15 protein-coding genes and 1 pseudogene are annotated in these 18,701 nt (G+C 59.1%); 11 read left to right on the plus strand and 5 right to left on the minus strand.

Going from position 1 to position 18,701, the window contains the following annotated elements:
- Positions 1 to 428: 428 nt before the first annotated feature.
- Positions 429 to 665, minus strand: coding sequence for a hypothetical protein (locus HU230_RS28145; protein ID WP_176529002.1), 237 nt, complete (start codon positions 663 to 665; stop codon positions 429 to 431).
- A 665-nt stretch (positions 666 to 1,330) separates the two neighbouring features.
- Between HU230_RS28145 and HU230_RS28150 the strand changes: the two genes are divergently transcribed.
- The 8 genes and pseudogenes from HU230_RS28150 (at position 1,331) to HU230_RS43695 (ending at position 10,335) form a co-directional block, all read left to right on the plus strand.
- Complete coding sequence (locus HU230_RS28150; RefSeq protein ID WP_224943641.1) at positions 1,331 to 1,597, plus strand: hypothetical protein; 267 nt, start codon at positions 1,331 to 1,333, stop codon at positions 1,595 to 1,597.
- Positions 1,598 to 2,744: 1,147 nt separating this feature from the next.
- Positions 2,745 to 3,002 (plus strand): hypothetical protein, encoded by a 258-nt coding sequence (locus HU230_RS28155; RefSeq protein ID WP_176529000.1) that lies wholly within the window; start codon positions 2,745 to 2,747, stop codon positions 3,000 to 3,002.
- Between the two features lie 313 nt (positions 3,003 to 3,315).
- Positions 3,316 to 3,441, plus strand: a complete 126-nt coding sequence (locus HU230_RS43690; RefSeq protein ID WP_275948935.1) for a hypothetical protein — start codon at positions 3,316 to 3,318, stop codon at positions 3,439 to 3,441.
- 775 nt (positions 3,442 to 4,216) lie between these two features.
- Entirely contained in the window at positions 4,217 to 5,959 is a 1,743-nt protein-coding gene (locus tag HU230_RS28160; protein WP_176528999.1) for an ABC transporter ATP-binding protein, read from the plus strand.
- A 1,208-nt stretch (positions 5,960 to 7,167) separates the two neighbouring features.
- A pseudogene (locus tag HU230_RS28165) lies at positions 7,168 to 7,883 on the plus strand (IS5 family transposase).
- 674 nt (positions 7,884 to 8,557) lie between these two features.
- Positions 8,558 to 9,055 (plus strand): hypothetical protein, encoded by a 498-nt coding sequence (locus HU230_RS28170; protein WP_176528998.1) that lies wholly within the window; start codon positions 8,558 to 8,560, stop codon positions 9,053 to 9,055.
- 204 nt (positions 9,056 to 9,259) lie between these two features.
- Entirely contained in the window at positions 9,260 to 9,655 is a 396-nt protein-coding gene (locus tag HU230_RS28175) for a hypothetical protein (protein ID WP_166104310.1), read from the plus strand.
- Positions 9,656 to 10,209: 554 nt separating this feature from the next.
- Positions 10,210 to 10,335, plus strand: coding sequence for a hypothetical protein (locus tag HU230_RS43695; protein ID WP_256459636.1), 126 nt, complete (start codon positions 10,210 to 10,212; stop codon positions 10,333 to 10,335).
- A gap of 21 nt (positions 10,336 to 10,356) precedes the next feature.
- Here the strand turns inward: HU230_RS43695 and HU230_RS28180 are convergent, their stop codons facing one another.
- Positions 10,357 to 10,557 (minus strand): hypothetical protein, encoded by a 201-nt coding sequence (locus tag HU230_RS28180; protein ID WP_057848204.1) that lies wholly within the window; start codon positions 10,555 to 10,557, stop codon positions 10,357 to 10,359.
- A 617-nt stretch (positions 10,558 to 11,174) separates the two neighbouring features.
- Between HU230_RS28180 and HU230_RS28185 the strand changes: the two genes are divergently transcribed.
- A complete protein-coding gene (locus HU230_RS28185) occupies positions 11,175 to 11,417 on the plus strand; it encodes a MerR family transcriptional regulator (RefSeq protein WP_224580947.1) in 243 nt (80 codons plus the stop codon).
- A 988-nt stretch (positions 11,418 to 12,405) separates the two neighbouring features.
- Here the strand turns inward: HU230_RS28185 and HU230_RS28190 are convergent.
- Positions 12,406 to 12,567 (minus strand): hypothetical protein, encoded by a 162-nt coding sequence (locus HU230_RS28190; protein WP_176528997.1) that lies wholly within the window; start codon positions 12,565 to 12,567, stop codon positions 12,406 to 12,408.
- Positions 12,560 to 16,591, minus strand: a complete 4,032-nt coding sequence (locus HU230_RS28195; RefSeq protein WP_176528996.1) for a type II TA system antitoxin MqsA family protein — start codon at positions 16,589 to 16,591, stop codon at positions 12,560 to 12,562. The genes HU230_RS28190 and HU230_RS28195 overlap by 8 nt, the downstream gene beginning before the upstream one ends.
- 183 nt (positions 16,592 to 16,774) lie before the next feature.
- Here HU230_RS28195 and HU230_RS28200 point away from each other — a divergent pair, with 183 nt between their 5' ends.
- Positions 16,775 to 17,443 carry a DUF6088 family protein gene (locus HU230_RS28200; protein ID WP_176528995.1) on the plus strand — a complete coding sequence of 223 codons (669 nt, stop codon included), beginning with the start codon at positions 16,775 to 16,777 and terminating at the stop codon, positions 17,441 to 17,443.
- Positions 17,444 to 17,452: 9 nt separating this feature from the next.
- A complete protein-coding gene (locus HU230_RS28205) occupies positions 17,453 to 18,496 on the plus strand; it encodes a nucleotidyl transferase AbiEii/AbiGii toxin family protein (protein ID WP_176528994.1) in 1,044 nt (347 codons plus the stop codon).
- Between the two features lie 75 nt (positions 18,497 to 18,571).
- On the opposite strand, the gene HU230_RS43700 is transcribed toward HU230_RS28205, so the two are convergent.
- Complete coding sequence (locus HU230_RS43700) at positions 18,572 to 18,700, minus strand: hypothetical protein (RefSeq protein WP_275949074.1); 129 nt, start codon at positions 18,698 to 18,700, stop codon at positions 18,572 to 18,574.
- Position 18,701: the final 1 nt, after the last annotated feature.

The following is an 18,701-nucleotide window of genomic DNA, read 5'->3' on the forward strand; positions in this document are numbered from 1 at the left end:
CTTTCTCGGGGGAAGATCAGACGCAGAGTGCGCAGACTGGCGAGAGGTAGCGGAGATCGTATTGCGCATCAATCCTAAACGCGAGCCGCAGCGCGCCCGCCGAGCGTATGAGACGTATATCGCCCGGACCAAGCGGATGACTAATCAAGGATACCGGCACATCTTGCGTGACGGCGGCCCGGCCGTCGTGGATAACTAACTTCAGGTATCCATGTTCCTTAGGCCGCAATTGCTTTGTTAAGCAGGCTTGCCTGAGGCCATCCACATATTCGGCTGTGTCAACGGCCTCGGAGCCGTCCACCGCATGGACGCGGACTTGGCGACCTCAAGATCTGCCAAAAGCTGATCAATGTTCGCTCGCTCTCGCTGCAACTCTTCAATGGCTGCAACTCTTCAATGATCGAACCGTGTTTTGTCATCCCGCTTCCTTACTCATCAGGTTTGACTGTTGTGTTCGCAGCCACCGTTAAACTCGACGAGCGGGCGTGTTCGGTGATCTTATCGCCAGCACGCTCGGGAGTGTGGCCGCTTGTGAACGTGCCGCGATACCCGAAGAAGAAAAGATGCATGTCGCCGAAATCGGGGCGGTCACCTTCGTAGTCGTCAAGCTCCACTTCATTCCACGCAAGCCCGTCATCCAGATCATTGCGGGGCTCGCCAGGCATGAGGACAGCAGAGCTCGCAGGGGGATGGTTGTGGTCGTAGTTGACCGGAGCTGGCGGCTCTGCGTGCACGCTCAGGCTTACTTGCATAGCTTCGATGACGGCAGGGAGCTTCCGTGAGCAAGCAACCTATAACAATCTCGGGCACTCAGAACTTCATGCTCGCTCGTCTGATTGAGAGGTGCCATTGCGTCCGTACAATCGAAGGGTGCTGCACCAAATGGTGGTTCAATTGAATAGCTGGCTTCCAGCCCGATCCCTATTGGGATTCGGTTGCGGGAGGACGGACCTTCGCCCCGCGATGCGTCAACGAGATACTCCGCAGGTTGAGCGCGTGCTAACGTCTAATGGCGTCGCCGTCAGGTTGGCACCTATGCAGACAAGTAGGTGTAGGGCTCGGGTTGCCGTGTCAGGGTGCGGAACGCGTGCCGGCCTGTGCTGGTGTGCCGCGTCTCGGAGTGCACGCTCCGTCAAGTGCTGGAGATGTGTAGTGCGTGGCGACCTTCCGTATATCGCATACGTCATTTTGATGGGACTAACCTCGCTCGCCATCGCCGCGGTCGTAATATTTATGCAATGAGGTGGCCGTCCTCGTGTTCAGCCGCGGGTGTCCGATGCCTCGGGATCTTAAGAGGTTCGGCAGCTCAGGGCCCACGGAGCTCAACAAGATGGATGGTTGGATAGTGACAGCGGCTTTCTTCACGGAAGATGGCGACGATGACGAAGAATTCGGGCACATAATTTGCGTGGGGGCCGTCGCCGATCCTGCGGAAGTGGTGAGGATGACCATCGCGGAATGCGGCGCAAAAGCCGCAATGCTCAACTGCCCAATCGAAGAGGAGCAGTTGCGAAGACTTGGCGTGAAGCCCGGCGAGCTTCTCATCGTGCACGATGACGAGATCAGTCCGACTATTTCGCGCGCTCGTCGTCATTAACGCGGCACGTCTGATGTCGCTCAGTTGCGTCCGGTTCGTGACATTGTCGTCCGGAAAGCACCGCTCGCGCGAGTAGTTAGTCTGCACAAGGTATGAAAGCGCGCCGTTTGCCTCTTGCGCAATGTGGCCGTCTGGCCCATTGATTGCTGAGCCAAGTATGGCTTGGTCGCTTATTGATTGAGGGCCAAGTCCTCGCACCGTAACTCGTGCGGGCGGTCCCTCAGCCACCGCCCGCGCGGCTTTCCATCGTGGCGCTAGCCGCCATGCTCTGTCGAGGTCAGGCGACGACGGGCGAAAAGACTGGCACCGCTTATCTCTACACTTGAAGTTCGTGACCGTCTGGCACGCGAGTTGCTGAGAGCCTTTTGGCTTGGCTGTTTATTTCACGCAACCCCAGCAGCCAAGCTTGGCGTAGCAAACTTCGCGCGGGCGGCTCCTCCAGACGCCCGCGCCTCTTTTCCTGGGTTCTACCGGTCTTCTGCAACAGGCTCGCTGGGGAGATAGTTCACATGAGCCGTGAAAAGGCTTTGGAAGGCGCCATCGCGGCGCTCGGAGATTGGTCTGGGGGAACGACCGAAACGAGCGTAGTTCTCGCGACGATTGCGCAGCTCACGGCGACTGGGCCGCCCCCTAGCCGGCCTCAAAACCAAAAGCTCGTTTCCCCGACTGACACTCACGATGGCTTTGTGGAGTGTGCTGTAATGGACCGGCTCAAATTCATACCGGCCTTCGAGGCCGCTATTCGCTCTTCCGCCCCTGAGAAGCCATCTGCACTCCGAGAGGTCATCCGCCAGCGCGGAGGCCCTGATGAGTTCGCGGTGACGAGCACTTAGCTCTTTAGGCTGATCAAGATCATATTCTCGCGGCGTGCGCGAAGAGTATCGCTCATGAATGGCAAGCTGCCGCCCGCTCGTGGTCGCTTGGCTAGGGGCGGCTCGCGAGCAATGAAAGACAGCACGGAGCGCATCACTGCGGATGTTGGACCGACATCGATCGGCCTTATCGGCATCTTAATGACAGCGGTCCAACTGGCCGCGCACTTCAAGACCACGCCTCGAACAATCGCTCGTTGAGCTGAAGAGCCAAATTTTCCGTGGGCGAGCACTTCAGCAGGTGAGGTAATGTGGCTGTTAACGGACGTACAGGAGTGGAACCGCCAACGCCGACGCACCGCGCCGCGCTACGCTCCAAAGAGAAGACCATCGAGAAGGTGGTGGAAAAAGCTGGCCGCCGCCAGCGCCTCATTGCGGCGTTTTCCCGGCGATATCCGCCGCAGATCCGGCGATCAGCAGTTCCGCCGCTTGGCGCGCCCCTCTCGCCCAAGATGATCGTTCAGGCCGATGGCTCGCTAGCCCCTGCGCCCACTGAAGAACAAGAATCGAATGAAGCCGATTTTCATCAGTGACAGAATCTTAGTGCTGCCGTGTTTCGCCAGGCTGTCAATGCACTGCCGGCGGCATTGATCGCGTCGATAACGCGCTTCTCAAGTGCACCCAGCGTGTCTTTCGGCACGTAGTCCCGGGCCACCTCAACGCGGAGATCGGCCAGCCTTTTTCAAGCGAGATTGTTCGAGCGACCGCCGGATGCCGATTTGGCTGCCTCATCCGCGGTCACTTTGCATCCGTTATAAGGTTGGAAAGTTCATCCAGAATGTGAGGGTGCCTCCGATGGAGACCACGGCCCCGAGCAGCCGGTGCGCGGCAGGAGAGAGGACGCCGATGGCCCTTGTTTCCATCGAAAATCGCGCGGCGGTTCGTATCATCACCTACGCAAACGCCCCGTTCGGCACCATGGCCGCTGCCGGGACGGCCGAGTGTTCCATGCAGCCGCAGCAGATTAACTGATTAGCGCCAACGCAGGCCTGCCGCGCAGAATAGAACGTTCTCATAGATGGATGATGGGCTATGATTTCTGTATCAATCGTTCCCGAGTTATCCAAAAGATCCACGAAATTCCAGGAGGGCGTAACCGTACGAGTGCGCTCCTCCACATGGAGGTAAATTGGGAGGCTACCTATATGGCCTGCTCGTACACGCAACCGATGACCCCGGCGAGCGGCCTCGATCACGATAAAATCGAGCGGGCCAGTACATGCATTTCTGGTAGTGCTGACGAAACTGATCCGTAGACGCAAGGGCTATTACGACCGAATGAACGCCATAGTTTTCCAAGTCGGCTATTTTCAGAGTGGCCTTGAGCATTTGTTCCTCGACTTAAACGTTACCGCCTCTCGTGTGAGAGGCGGTAACGGAGTGAAGAATGATCTTAAAGGTAGCGTTCATTAGCGCTGTCGTTAGGGAGGGGCCCTTCGGCCCCACAATAGTGGGAGGTGGCAGCACCGGTAAGAGGAGGTCAGTTGTATCGGGCCGCGATGGCCGCTTAGACGTGTCTGCAGTTGCGCTCTTCATGTCTGTTCCTATTGATAGCGTGATCGGGCTTCTCGTCGTGTGGCGCGGCAGCGTGTCGAGCCACACTATAACTTCTCTCATGTGAGAACCCGGGCGACAACCTACCAAGATTTGGCGGGGTTGGATGACGGTGCTGGACAAAACTGGGTTGGAGTCTAGTAACGGTAAACGGCAGCAAATTCCACAGAGCCGCATCTTTACGTGAGATCGTATGGAATCCAGATCGCAAGGCCATGTCGGCTCTCTCAGTGTAAGCAAAGCCCCATTCCCTGGATCAACCGCAGATCAGGTCAACGACAGCGCATTGTCGCCGGTTTCCGAAATTCTGCATGCGTACTGGCGATCCGATCGGCGCTTGCTTCTCATCGTTGCCACAGTGGTGCTGATCTCCAGCGCGAGCAGCGTCGCAGCCCCCTATGTATTTTCGAGTCTCATTGATCGTCTCCCGCGGGGGGAAGGCATGTCGGCGCTTGCCTGGGGATTCGCCGGCTATGCGGTCCTGCTCGGCATAGCCTCCGCATTGCAGCGCATGCTGCAGTATCTTTCCTTCATGACAGCCGAGAACCTGGGCTTCATCGCTGCAACTCGCTTTTTCGATCGCATCCTGAGAAAAACCTCGGCCTTTTTTCTTGAGCACAATCCCGTGGAGATACAGAGTGCGGCCGCGCGCGGGTGCAGCGGGTTGACGACGTTGGTCCAGCTTGGAATTATGATATTCATCCCGGCTGCAGCGCAACTTCTGCTTACGCTCGCTACTCTCGGTGTGCTCGTCAATATCCAAATCGCTGCAATCGTCGTCGCTTATGGGGCTGTCGCGATTACATTGGGGTGGAATTCCACGCGTCGGGCGCGCGTGTTTCTGGACCGGGCCATCGAAGCCGGACAGGAGAATGCGCGTTTCGTCGGCAACGTCATGAACTCCATGGACACGTTGCGCCATTTCGGCAGTCATTCCTGGATGAGCCAGCGCTTTACGATGAAGGCGCGGGAGGTGCGCGATAACTGGCGAGCCTACGTGTTTCAACGATTGGCCTACATAGCCGTGCTCGGCTTAGCCATCGCGCTACAATTTGCCGTCACACTTCTCCTTCTAATGCCTGAATACCGGGCCGGCGCGGTCACGATCGGCGATATTGTGCTATTCAACACGCTTCTACTCCAACTCAATACGCCCTTCGAGATGGTCGCGCGCGCGATCTCTGACGCGGCGCGGTCGCGAGCCGACCTCATTCCTCTCGCCAGACTGTGGGTCGCACCAGAAGAGCGGCGAACATCTCATGCTCATGATTTCACGCCCTCCGCTGGCCAGCTATCCTTCGAGGGCATTCGGTATGCCTACGACAACGGTCGTGGCGTTACGAATGTCTCGTTTCTGGCTAGGCGCGGCGCCATTACCTTCCTTGTCGGCGAATCCGGATCGGGGAAGTCGACAATATTCAAGCTCGTCCTGAAATCGATCGAGCCAGACTGCGGCCGTATTCTGGTCGATGGAACCGATATAGCGACCATCGATCACACGGATTGGTATGCCGCAGTTGCTGTTGTGCCGCAGGACGTGATGTTGCTCAATGAGTCGGTAGCCGACAACATTCTGCTAGGACGGCCCCGCGACGAGGTGCGCCTTCGCGGTGCGTCGGAAAAAGCCGCAATTCTCCGCATTATCGACGCTCTGCCGGAAGGATTTGAAACAACCGTTGGAGAACGCGGTTTGAAGCTTTCAGGCGGGGAGCGCCAGCGTGTTGCGATTGCCCGCGCGCTCTATGGCGAGCCGGCGATCCTTCTTCTCGACGAGGCCAGCTCCGCGCTTGACGAACGAACCGAGCGCGACATTTTGGACCATATTCGCAGCCTGGCGGAAGATGTGACCGTGCTGGCAATCACTCATCACAAAGGCGTCATTTCTACAACCGACGTCGTGGTCGAGCTGACCGACTGCGGTTTGTCCTTGACCTAGGCGAAGGGGATGATCAGCCCGGCGCATTGATTGTCTGCACTGTAGGCAGCATTGCTGGACGAGATGCCTTCGTAATTGCAAGAAGTGGTCCACGCAATCAAGGCGTGTCAATTGTGCATACGATGACGTAATTGCGGTCAGCGCCTGCGGCTCAAAAAGTCAGCTATCTTCAAGCCTTCCCGCAAGCTCGCGAATCGGAGGGGACTATGAAGCAACCGCCAGCCAGTTGAGCTCGTCGGATAGCAGGAGAAGGTATTTTTCGAAGCGTTCGGCTCTTTGGTTGGGGACGAGCGCTGTCACCACTTCCTGGAGGTCCTGTCCGACGACGGGTACGATTGACAGCACCGATCGCGCTTCGGCGGTCGTGACATCGGCGGCTCGTTCCCAAGTCTGGTTTTTCTGAAACGCCCGGGTGTTCTGTCATGACGACGATACAACCCGAACGGGCGAGCGAACGCAATTCCCCGAAAGGAGATGAATTTTTAGGTGCAGGCTGACCGCGGGTTTAGGAACCCGGACCGAAACAGGCTGGCGATCGATCGGCGTCGATTGCTGCCGAAAGCGCGGTGAGCCTTGGCGGGCGCGCTGGACTCTCCGGTTTGGCAGAAGGCCAAAAGATTTCTTACGAAGTCAAAGTCGCCCCCAAGCGAGCAAAAGCACCGCAGAAAACCTGCGGGTCTGATTACGTCCGCCTGTGATAGATCTCCGGCAACAATCGCTAAGACGAACAGGCTGCGCTCTTTTCAGAGAGGACGCAGCGAATTAGGATTGCGGCACGTCTTTGGACTGACCATGTTCGCCGTCTTTTGCGTCTATATCCGCGTCGGGCTTTCGATCGTAAGTGCAGTAGGCCACGGCAAGCACGGCTTGCAGGTTCGTTGTCCGCGCTTTCGGCAGGAGCTTGAGCAATTCGGAGTTTGATAAAGCCGAGCGGCCGAGCGCAGCCGTGTGCACGAAAACCCAAGGGAGAGCGCGCGGTTTCGTCGCGCCCTGAGTAGACAATGACTGTTGCAAACGTCTAAGTTGTATGCAACCGTAGACTTGGGTGTCAGAAACCCGAGATAGCATCAGTGGCCATCAATGGGCTAGGGCCGATCGACATTCAGGATTCCCAAGTGGTTTGATCGCTGATTCATAGAGTTCCGTGATTCGACACGGAGCAGATGATGGCGGCGAAGCGATATGAGCTGACCGAGGCGCAATGGTCGATGATCTCGCCACTGCTGCCGGGGAAAGCTGGCGACCCGGGACGTACGGCTGCGGATAATCGTCTGTTCGTCAACGGATGTTTGTGGGTCTTGCGGTCGGGCGCACACTGGTGCGACCTGCCGGATCGGTACGGTAAGTGGAAAACGGTACATCAGCGCTTCAGCCGCTGGTGCCATGCTGGCGTCTGGGAACGCGTGTTCGCCACTCTGACCGCCGATCGCGACAACCAGTATCTGATGATCGACAGCACCATCGTTCGCGCCCACCGGCAGGCGACGAGCGGAAAAGGGGGGCCAAAGATCAGGCGCTGGGGCGTTCCCGAGGCGGACTGACGACTAAGATCCACATGCTGGCCGATGCGCTCGGCCGTCCACTCCGCTTCATCGTCACAGCTGGGCAGGTTAATGACATTACCCAGGCGCCCGCACTGCTTGATGGCCAGAGCGGCGACGCGGTGCTCGCCGACAAAGCCTATGACAGCAACGCCCTGCGTGCGATTATCGCGGAAATCGGCGCAACGGCGGTGATCCCGTCAAACCGCACTCGCAGGATCATCATCCCGCACGACGTTGACGCCTACAAACAGCGCAACTGCATCGAGCGCTGCTTCTGCCGACTCAAACACTTCCGACGCCTGGCAACCCGTTATGACAGGCGAGCCGCCAACTTTACCGGCTTCATCCATCTCGCAGCCGCAATGATCTGGATGTCATGAATGTCGATCGGCCCTAGGTCGCTCTGGTGCTTCTCGAGAAACCAAGCGTACCACCGGCCTGCCAAGGCCAAGGCGTTGAGTTTCGTGAGTGGCTGGCCCTGGCCCTTTGCCGCCGCGCGGATGCGTTCGATCCGCGTTTCGACCTCTGCCAGCCATTGTCCATAGAGCGCTTTGGCCTGAGCCTTGGAGGTTCCTGCCGGGGTACGGAGGATTGCCTCGCGGCTGACGCCGTATAGCCGCTTGTATTCTGCGCGAACATCCTTCGGGATGGCCTTGCGAGTTTTCGTCGTACCTGTTGCTGAGAAATTTAGCGCAGCCATTCGGATGGGCATCTGTATCGCTCTTTGTATTGAAGAGCGAGCGAAATGGTCTGGCTGTTCAATTACTTGCTGCGGCAGAAGCACTTAGGGAGCGCTCTGGTACAGTTGGGTGGGCTCGAACCACCGACCTGTTCCACAGGAGCCGAGCTTATGGCCGCCATCGAACAGGGGCCCTACACGCGACCTGACCCTGTGGATGCTGGGACTACCGGGGGTAGATACGCGCAGCATATTGAGCTACACGCCTTGCGACCGTACTAATTGTAGGCATGCGAATCGGGAGTTCCTGGAACCCGGCAGGCTCAACACAAAGAACAAACGGAATCTTTTGGGTTCGTTCTCATAGGGGCGTTCATGACCAAAGACGGTCGTAAGTCGCGTGGTACGAAAGGTTCTGAAGTCAAAGTGTTACCCTGGCGGACCTTCAAGGACCGTCAGTCAGGTATCTGGATCGAGGAGACGGTGGCGCAGATCACGGAGACTGGCCAACCGGAGCTGATCGAGTCCCTGTATCGAAACAGCATCCCGAAGGATGCCAAGTTCAGGAAGCTCTGGCAGCTCATCACGGTCAATGGGACCAGGCGGCCGGACGGCGACCTCTGCCCCTGCCCGATGTGTGCACCAAACCGCTTTCTGACCGGCACTCTCGTCTGGTTTCCCGACCTCCAGTGCTGCGCCTTCATCGGCAACTGCTGCGCCGACGCCGACGTCTTGGCCGAGGCCGACAAGGGTATGGAAGTTCGAGGAGGACTACCTTCTCGCGAACCTGCCGCTGGTGGCTCCGAAGTTGGCCATCTTGGAGAAGCTGAAGCCGGTCGCCCTGGAGGCGACGCGGGCCTATCGGAAGTTTAGGACCAGCCTCCCCCAAGTCCATGAGCTGCTTCGCAGGATGAAGCATCCGCACGGCGGTCAGCTCACCCTGACCGAAATCATCCGCAACGAGTCGACCGAGGACGAGTCGGACTACTACGGACCCGCCGGCTCAAAGGGCGAGGCAAGGACGCGATCGAGACCCGGGACCATACCTTCGGTTCATTTACCGGCCACACCGCTGTCGTGAAGGACTATAACGCCATCAGGGATCTGGAGACGATCCACCGCAAGCTGGCGTCGGTTGCGCCAGATGGCTACGGCGACGAGGCTCTGTACTTCATCGCCGACATGTCAGTACAAGAGCGCAATGTCGCGGTCATCATTCTCCAGGACGTCGAGGAACTCCTCGCCGTATTCAGACACAAACTGAAGGATCTTGCCTCCTGCTACACCCGCGCAAACGCCGAGAACCTGAACCAGTTTTTCACGCACGAACTGAACAGCATCTACTACAAGGTGGAGCTGACCAGCGTCCGCAGTCGCCCGACCATGTGGTTCAAGAAGGGCGGCGGCTTCTCCGACCTCATCCTGGAGTCATGGGCCAACAAGCTCGACTTCGAGTGGCCCAAGGCAGACTGACGACCACAAAGCAAAAGGCCCCGGGTGACCGGGGCCTAAAACTGGTGGGGTATCAGCTTGGTAACAGGTACTTCACGTAGCAAGAAGCTGGCGTGACAGCGCTCAACCCTTTCGGGTCCCCAGTGCCGTAAGTGCTGCTAAACATCTCGAACCGTCGAACGCATCGTGCTACGGATGTGATTGCGCGGTTTGCTGACGGGTGCTTTCATCTTCGGTTTCTCCACTTGGGCTTGGTTTTGGTGAACTTCGGCTTGAGCGGAGACCCTGAGCTGAGCGTCCCACGTCGCTTTCGGCGTCAGCGTGAATTACGAGTACCATCGCTGATCTCGAAATCCGCGTTTGTTTTACCGCATCGGCTTCAGGCGGCGCAACCCAGGAAGAGCCGCCGTGCCGACATAGTAAGCTGCAGCCACGGTGCAGGTTCTTCGGGCACCATTCCGCGGTCTGGGCCGGGGTTTAGCCTCTGCCCGCCTGCACTTAAGGACCTCCGCGAGTACCTCAATCGCTATGTCTACCTGCCGCGGCTAGAGAACCAGGAGGTTCTGGTCAAGGCCGTGCAGGCTGCCGTGGGCGGTACGCTTCCCGGTCCGTTTGCCTACGCTGAGCGATGGGACGAGAAGTCGGACACCTATCTAAGCCTTGCGATCGAGGGAGCCGTCAATGCGGCAACACTCTATTGAAGAGCATCATGATGCCGCCTTCTAGCGCTGGTGACCAAGCCGGATTCCAAGCTTGAGCGCCTTTTGGCGGAGTGAGCCTTCGGAGCGCTTTGTGAGCTTCGCAATTTTTGCAACCGGAGTCTTGGCTTTCGAATGAGCGCGCAGCTCCTTTACGTCAGCCTTTGTGTATTCGCGACGCACAGGTTTCTTTTTCGTAGCCGTCTTCTTTGCCTTCTTCGCCACTTTTAGCTCCTCGATTCGAGAGCGGGCGTACTAGCACAGCCGCATTGAGGCGCAACTCTCCATCGGTTGACCCTATAGGCTGGTCCGATGCATGAACTCGCTCATGATGTCAGGTTTGCCGGCGATTTGATGCCGGAGAGATTCGGCCCCTGCCCGAGGTTCAATCACGCATTGACGCGCTGCTAGCGGCGGGTATGACCACCAGTGCTGCAGAATTCATCCGCGACGAGCGCGGCGTCCAGACGTTTCAAAAGGCCCCGGGCCGGGCGCTCGCGCGCCTTCACGCCGACTTTCGTCTTTTCTTTGCACACGGGGCCAATTGAGCACGGGGACGGCGTGTTACGAACTTGCCAACAGCGCATCCGGTCTGTCCGATTTGTACGCTATAGCGCGCAGGAGTTAGTCGCGGCATCAGAGAGCCTTTTGTTTGGCACCGTAGGCGACATAGATCGACGCATCCGGGCAATTGGGCTGCGCGCAGCTGGCGTCGAATCAAGTCAGCATGAACCTCATCAGCTACCACAAAAGCAATGCCTTCCTGGTAAGCCCGCGCCGACACCAAGGTCGCGCCATGGAAATTCCTATGCCGATCTCGCTCAGCGGGACTTGATCCGATTGTGGCGGAAATCATCGAAGCACACACAGAAACCATGATTGACAATGATAACAACAAGCGGCGCCGGCTCGTCGAGTTCAAGGATGGTTGCCGCTATGGCAAATTCGGAAAGACTAAGGCTTATGAGCTGATCGCCCACGAGAGGATCAGAGCGTACAAGATGGGAGGTAAGACCATGATCGATCTCGACAGCGTGGATGAATATCACGCTTCGCTGCCGAGGGTCGAAGCGAGAGCAAGCTAGACCGCCGATCTGCGCAGCGGAACGGCAGGCGCACCGTCGCGCAGGCTGTCGAGGCGATCAGTGCACGCTGCATCAAACGCACGCGTCCGGCCCAATAGGCAGCACAGTTATAGATGCCGAGGATCTTGTCGGCCTCTGCCAAGGCGGCGCCGCACCACCTCATCGCGCCACCAGCGCTACTTTCTCAGTGTAGTGGGCGAGTTGGGCTTCCACTACATCGCCGTCGAACGTGCCCTCCTCGTTGAGCAGTGGGCGACGCGGTCGAGTGGAAGCCGTGCGCCCAATGGTCGCCGCCGAGGCAGTATCGCAGTTCGTGCCCGCAGCCCCGCGTTCTGTGTGTTGTTGGACATTGGCAGGCCATCGTCATTGGACGTCCAGCATCGCGGATCAGCGCCGCACGATCAGCGCATTTGGTGTCGGTCTCGCGCCCAGGCAATAGAGTCGCCCCGAAGTCGTCCCAGCCACCGGCATTTCGATTCATCGCCAGGTTCGATTCCGGTCGCGACATTGAAGACCGGAACGGCATGGTGCCAGCCCTGCTGCCGGGGGAGCCTGATCTTTTTTTGCCAGCTGATACGGCCTGCTTGTTGGTATTTCTGTTGGTATTGGCAACATTCGACTATAAAAATTTATGCGAATTCAGACAGTTATAGTATGAGACGGTTGTCGGCCAGGGGCCGCCAGGCATAAAACAGTAGCAATATCAATATCTTGTAGCCCTAGTTCGATTCCTGATTTTTCAGAAGAATTTGGGCTGGGCATTTGAAAACTTTGGCAAAAGTTCGCGGAAGCGCCCGCTGCAGCCGATCGTTTTGCTGGTATTTTTGATGGTATCTAAGGAAAAACGTTGACGGCGAATTTCGTGATTTCCGAACGAAGGAATTGTGTAGATGGTCCGCAAGAACGATGGCGCGAACGCCGACTCAAACACGTCGACTGCGGGAGTTAATGTGATGGAGCTAAGAGCCTGATCTGGCCGTTGCGGATCTTACTTGCGAATGATCTTGCTGCGGAATTGTCGGCCCATCTCACATTCAAGTCCCTCAGCGGCGGCAAGCGACTTCAAGTCCTGATGGGCGGCGGCCAGTTCGACCGGCGCGGTGGATTGATCTTGCGAACATGCCCGTTTCCCGGCGGCACGGTCATGCATTCCATTGAGCATCCTGCTCGTCGTCATCACGCTTGGCGGACTCCACCTGCTTGCGCATTTGAGTGTGCGCGACCGTCGCCCAACGCCGCAGGGCCCCGATTGGATGCTCGAAGAGCGATCGCAGCGGCTCTTCGTAAAGCGCAAAATAGGTCGTCAGAGACCCGGACCAGCCGAACGTGTGCATATTCTGCATGACGTAGCGCCGTACGTCGTCGCGATCACCAAATTCATTGAGGAGCCGCATCATCAGGGGATGGAAGCCTCGTTCGGCACCCGGCGCACGCGAGTTCAGGACCGGCAACGTTCGCGCGAGGAACGCAGGTCCACCATCGGGATTGGCGTGCGCCCAGGAAAACAGAATGTCCTCGGGCACGTGTAAAACCGCCGGCTGCTTGGTGTCGGCAAATGAAAAGCCATCCCCGATTGCGCGTTCTATGCGCCACGCCGTCGCCCGGTCCCGAATGATGGCGTTACCGAATACTGGCCAGACGATAGAGGCGAAGTTCGTGAACATGATTGGCAACAACGGCTTGATCATCTTGGCCGCGTCCCCGTCCGGGCTGGCCGCGAGATAGTTTGCCAACTTCCCGGCTGCCACGCGGGCATCGGCGTCGTCCCGCCCCCTCTTGAGGAGCCACGCCACCACGTGCTCGAAGTGATGCGCGCTCATTTGCGAACCGCTACGCTTCGGCCGCTTACCGACATGCTTAACCGCCAGCATGATCTGGGGCCGCAACTCCTCAAGCCTATCGCGATTGCTGTGGACGAACATTCCCATGACGTCGAGCGCCACTGAGTAGGCCACGCTGTCCATATCGAGGAGCTGGTTGAACAATGGCGCGGCCGAGGCAGCGTCAAGCTTGGAGAACACCCCGCCCATGCTCCAATGCGACATCGCGCTTGGCGGCAGCGTGCCAGACTTCAGGCCCTTACATACCAACCGGACATCGTCTGCCGTGATGCCGAGCAACAGGCACAAGAACGGCAGTGTGGGCGCAAAGATATGCGAGGTGATGGCCCCGTTCTTATAGGCGGCGACCACCGCGGGGTGTTGCGCCGCGAGCCCTGAATAATATCCGGTGACCAGCCCGTAGTTCCGGCTGCCCTCAGGCGTGGCGGCATAGGCCCGCTTGATCGACTCTTCCCACGCAAGCGGGTCACCGGCGAGTTCGGCGATGGCTTTGCCGAAAGCGACCGACATGCGTTGCTCATCGCGTGACAAGGCATTGAGCGACGCCTGCAGCGTCTCGGGCTGCCCAAGCGCCTCTTTCGCCAGGGCGCGCACGGTGTCGGTCTGGTATTTTTCCCGCTCATGAAACTCAAGTTTCGCGTCGGCGGGATAATCCCAAGGCATCTCGGTGACGAGCAGGCGGATGCGGCTGGCGATATCTCGCGGGGAAAGATCGGCAATGAGCTTGCGGACGCGCGCCTCTTCGTCGTTCTTGAGCCCCTCTAGATCATATTGCAGCACATCGCCCAACGCGTTCAGGGCGGCAGGCCAGTACGGATGAACCGCCTGAACCTGTGCAACCCACCTCTCGACGTGGTCGATCAAGCCGCCGTCCACGTAGGAGCGAAACTCATGTGCGATCCCGTCGCGCGCACTGGCACCGAGCGCGTCGTCTCGCAACCCGATCGCGACCAGCCGATCAACGCAGGCGATCACGTAGTCCCAAGCATCCTTCCAGTATTTCGGTTGCCAAGGAACCAATTGCGGACGGCTGCCATGCGTTTCCGGGCCCATAAAGCTCGCGCGCGAGTGCATGCTGGACGCATCCAGAAGCGCGTCGATTACAATCGGCATTTCTAACGGGTCATTCCTTTGCAACAACTCATCCAGGAGGCGCAAGCGGGGCGCGACCGAGGCAACCGTGTTCCCACCGAATACCGGGAACAATGCCTTGAATTGCCCAACGGAGTTATTAGCCCACTGCTCGTTTTCGGCGACAGCCAATTTGAGCAACAACAACGCGGCACGCTCGAAGGTCGTGTCGATGAAAGCGATCTTTTCAAGCGCACGAACGAGGCCGCGCCGCAAGTCGCCGCCAACGCCGACGAGTCGCTTGATGGAGAGCGGGTTCAGGATGTGTTCGAGCAGCGTGACGACCGCTTCGGCATCAATCTCCGCCATGGCGCTGACGACGTCGCCAGCACCTTCCTGGCCAAGAGCTTCCAGCGCAGCAAAGGGACCATCAAAACGAATCAGGTGCCGCGCAACCTGAGGAGCAACAGGGCCGGTGTTCAGGAGGGCAAGTTGCCATGCGGCATTCTGGCGAAGTCGCTCTGGAAGATTGCCCGCGAGGACGTCGTCCCACGTTTCTTGTCCCCATTGACGCCATTGCCGCTCGGCAAGTGCCAATGCGAGCGGCTTGGGTTGCAGGCTGACAAGACGCCCGTGCTGTTGCACCACCCCGCGCCCCTGCAGATCGGCGAAGGCGGCACGGAGATCATCGACAGACCGACCACGCGTAAACCCTGCAACCTGCGCAAGGTCATTCAACTCGCCGGTGATGCCGAGCAGCCGGAACGCCCCGAGCAGCATTCCCGCATCTTTCAGCAGCGCCGGGTCGGTCGGACGCCGCCCGAGAAGAATCCTATCGATAAGCTCGTCATCCGTGGCGGCTGCGATGGGCATATCGCTGAGCCAGGCCTGACCGAGCAAGGTTGCCATCTGGGGAAACCCGCGCGCAAATCTCAAGAGACGGCGATGATCCTCGCTCGGCAGATCCGGCGCGATCTGCTTGATCATACCTTCCACGACGGCATCGCTTGCCGGATCGACCATCAGCAACTCGTCGTCGCCCTGGACCGATGGGGGAACGTCGTGGTCGATGGTGATGAGCGACACCCGGCTGCCCGCACGCCGCACCATCGCGACGAGATCATGATGCGACTCCAGCGGGCAGCGATCGACGACAACGAGCGCGCGGAAGCTGGAGTCGACGAGGTTCTGCACAATACCCTTGATGGCCACCGCCCCAGCTTCGGATTCCACCGAATAAAGAACGAGGTCGGAGAGTTGAACGCCCGACGCTTCTTCCTCTTCCGTGGGGCCGAGCGTCTCATGCGTCAGCCGTGACTTGCCGACGCCCGACAGGCCCACGACACGCGCAGCGCCGCGCGGCTTGCCGACCAGCGCGCGCAGCTTCTCGCGGAATGGAGGCAAGCGCGGATCTGGGACCCAGGATAAGCCTTCGAAGCGACCGGCCCAATGCGTCCAGTCCTTGAAGGGCCCGACCAGCCCGGGCTGCGTCTGCTCGAGCACCCAGGCCGCCACGGGCGGCAGGATGTTGACCCATGATGCGAGCTGGTCGGCATCGCGGAACTGAATTTGGTCGGGGCGGACCTTGAGCCCGGCTTTTGCGAGCGCTTTGCGGATGCTTTCGGCGCGTGCCTTGACGAGCTTGTTCTCGTAGGAGTGTCCGCACGCCAGTATATAGGTGCCGCCCTTTTCAAGGGCGTCGCGCACCATGGATTTGACCTCGCCGGTCGGCGTCACAACGTCGGCGCCGGCCTCCGCCGGCGAAATCGGCCCGGCCTTTAACTGGAACTGCGCGATGCGGCTCGGCAAGAATTTGGTCCGGTCGGGGCCGTTCTGCCACTCGATGCGCGCGTCCTCGCCACCGTCGGCGGCGGTGATGTTGGCGGCAACATGGATGCCGTCCATCGGCAGGTTGCCGCTCCACGCCTCGCCGTCGAGCAGCCGCCTCATGAGCACCATAAACTTTCTCGGGCTGAGCGCCGCGATGTGCTTGCCTGTGACCTGGAACGGCCCGGTGCTGTCCGCCTCCATCGGCGCGACCTTGCCGCCGGACAGCGTGATGATGGCGGAGGGGTTGGCGTCCAGGAGTCGCAGGATGTTCGCCGTCGCCGACGCCGGCTTGATGGTGCCGGATTCGTATTTTGTGAAGGCGCGCGGGCCGCCCCCAAGCAGTTCTCCAGCCTCGACTTGCGACAACCCGATTTTTGCGCGGATACGGCGGATGTCCTGCGGTGTCAGTTCGGTAGGCTTTGATTTTGTCATAGATAGAAACCACAATGGTCAATAAGATAAGGCATGTACCATTGTGGTCACTTATTTTATTTGGTAGGGGATGACAAGTATTTACGCCATCCCAATTTCGTAAGAAATTTGATGCATATTTCTTACGTAAATCCTAGACTTTGTAAGACTTTTGATGCATATTTCTTACATGGAACCGAGAGAATGGCCGGTACAGCCACCCAAATCTACGACCGGATGAGCCACGACGCCCAGCCGAGCAAGGTGTGGACCGCGCGCGATTTCGCGGACACCGGCTCCCGGTCGGCGGTGGACGTCGCCCTCCATCGTCTCCGGAGCGACAAAAAAATCAGGCGCATCGACCAAGGTCTCTACGACCTTCCGCGCACCAACCGGCTGACGAACAAAATTTCCCCGCCCGACTACAAGTCGGTGATTCAGGCGGTGGCGAGACGGGACGGCGCCAGGGTGCTGGTCGACGGCATAACCGCCGCCAACAACTTGGGCCTCACCAACGCGGTGCCGGCGAAGGTAGTCGTATGGACGGACGCGCGCGTGAAGCCGATACGTCTCGACAAGATGGTCATCGACTTCAAAAAGGTCGCGTCCAGCCGGCTGGTGTGGGCCGACCGCCCGGCGGCTCAGTTGGTGCAGGCTCTGATCTGGCTGCGTGACGTTCTGCCCTCGGACGATGACAAGATAGCGAAGCGCCTCACGTCGATCCTGAACGACGGCGACGACGGGCAACGGATGCGCAGGGATCTGCAGGACCATCTGGGCGATCTGCCCGACTGGCTCGTTCCGCTGGTGAAGGATATCCTGAAATCCGACGCGACGCCGCCGGATCCGCCGTCGCCGGCTAGCGCTCCCTGAGAGGCGACCATGAGCGACCTGCCGCAGATAATCCGAGCGAGCGCCGACGACCGTCGGGGATTATTCCAGACGACCGGACAGCGTCTTTCGTGCGCTCCAGAGAACGTCGAAAAGGACTTCTGGGTCTGCTGGACCCTCGATGCGCTCTACAACAGGGCAGGCATAAAGGAGCGTCTGCTCTTCAAGGGAGGCACTTCGCTCTCCAAGGCATTCGACCTGATCCAGCGATTCTCGGAAGACATCGACATCACCGTATTCCGTGACGACCTGCCGGGCGATCCATTCCCGTCCGATGACGAACTCCGCGCGATGGGATCAAACCAGCGCAGACGCAAGCTCGACGAGATCAAGGATCGCTGCAGCGGCTACATCAACGGCCCATTTCAGGCCGTGCTGACGAAGTACGCCGCCACCGAGCTCGAAGGAATGAAGTTCAAGATCGAGCCCGATTCGGACGACCCCGACGCCCAGTCCCTGCTCTTCCACTATCCTAGCGCGTTCACGGATTCCGATGAGGCTTACGTCCGCCGCGTCGTGAAGATCGAGTCCGGAGCGAAGTCTGCGCTCGACCCGCATGAGACCAAGACAATCGTTCCGTACTCCGCACCCGACACCGACGGGCTGGATCTCGCCGTGCCGAACGTGCTGACGATCAAGCCGGAGAGGACGTTCTGGGATAAGATCATCATCCTGCACGGACAGCGCCACTGGTTTCAGAACAGGGGCGAGCTCTACAAGGACGGACAGCGGCTATCGCGGCACTACTACGACGTATTCCGCCTTCTCGCCTCCGAACATGGCGACGTCGCGCTCGCGGATCTGAAGCTTGCCGAAAGCTGCGCGAAGCATGCCCGCCTCTACTTTGACCGGAGACCTCTCGATCTAGACCAGGCTACCCCTGGTACGTTCGGCATCGTACCTGCCGACGGCATGCTCGAACCGCTGAAGGCGGACTACGAAAAGATGGCCGGCATGATCTTCGGCGACGTGCCGTCGTTCGAGGACATCATCGGCAAGATCAAAACGGCCGAAGCGACCCTGAACGCCATCTGACCGTCGTCCCCGCCATTCGTTCACCGCCTACGAGTTCGGCGGTCCGAAGCACGATGCCGAGCGCATATCCGGCGACTACGTCTCGAACGGGATGATGATCCCGGCGGCGCTCGCATTGGGGTTCTTTGCCGAACGCACACATTCAGGCTCGCCCAACGCCCATTTCAACATCTCTTCGAAAGAAATTTCGGTCACCGCCGCCAAG

Origin of the sequence: Bradyrhizobium quebecense, from assembly GCF_013373795.3 — a bacterium.
GTDB lineage: Bacteria > Pseudomonadota > Alphaproteobacteria > Rhizobiales > Xanthobacteraceae > Bradyrhizobium > Bradyrhizobium quebecense.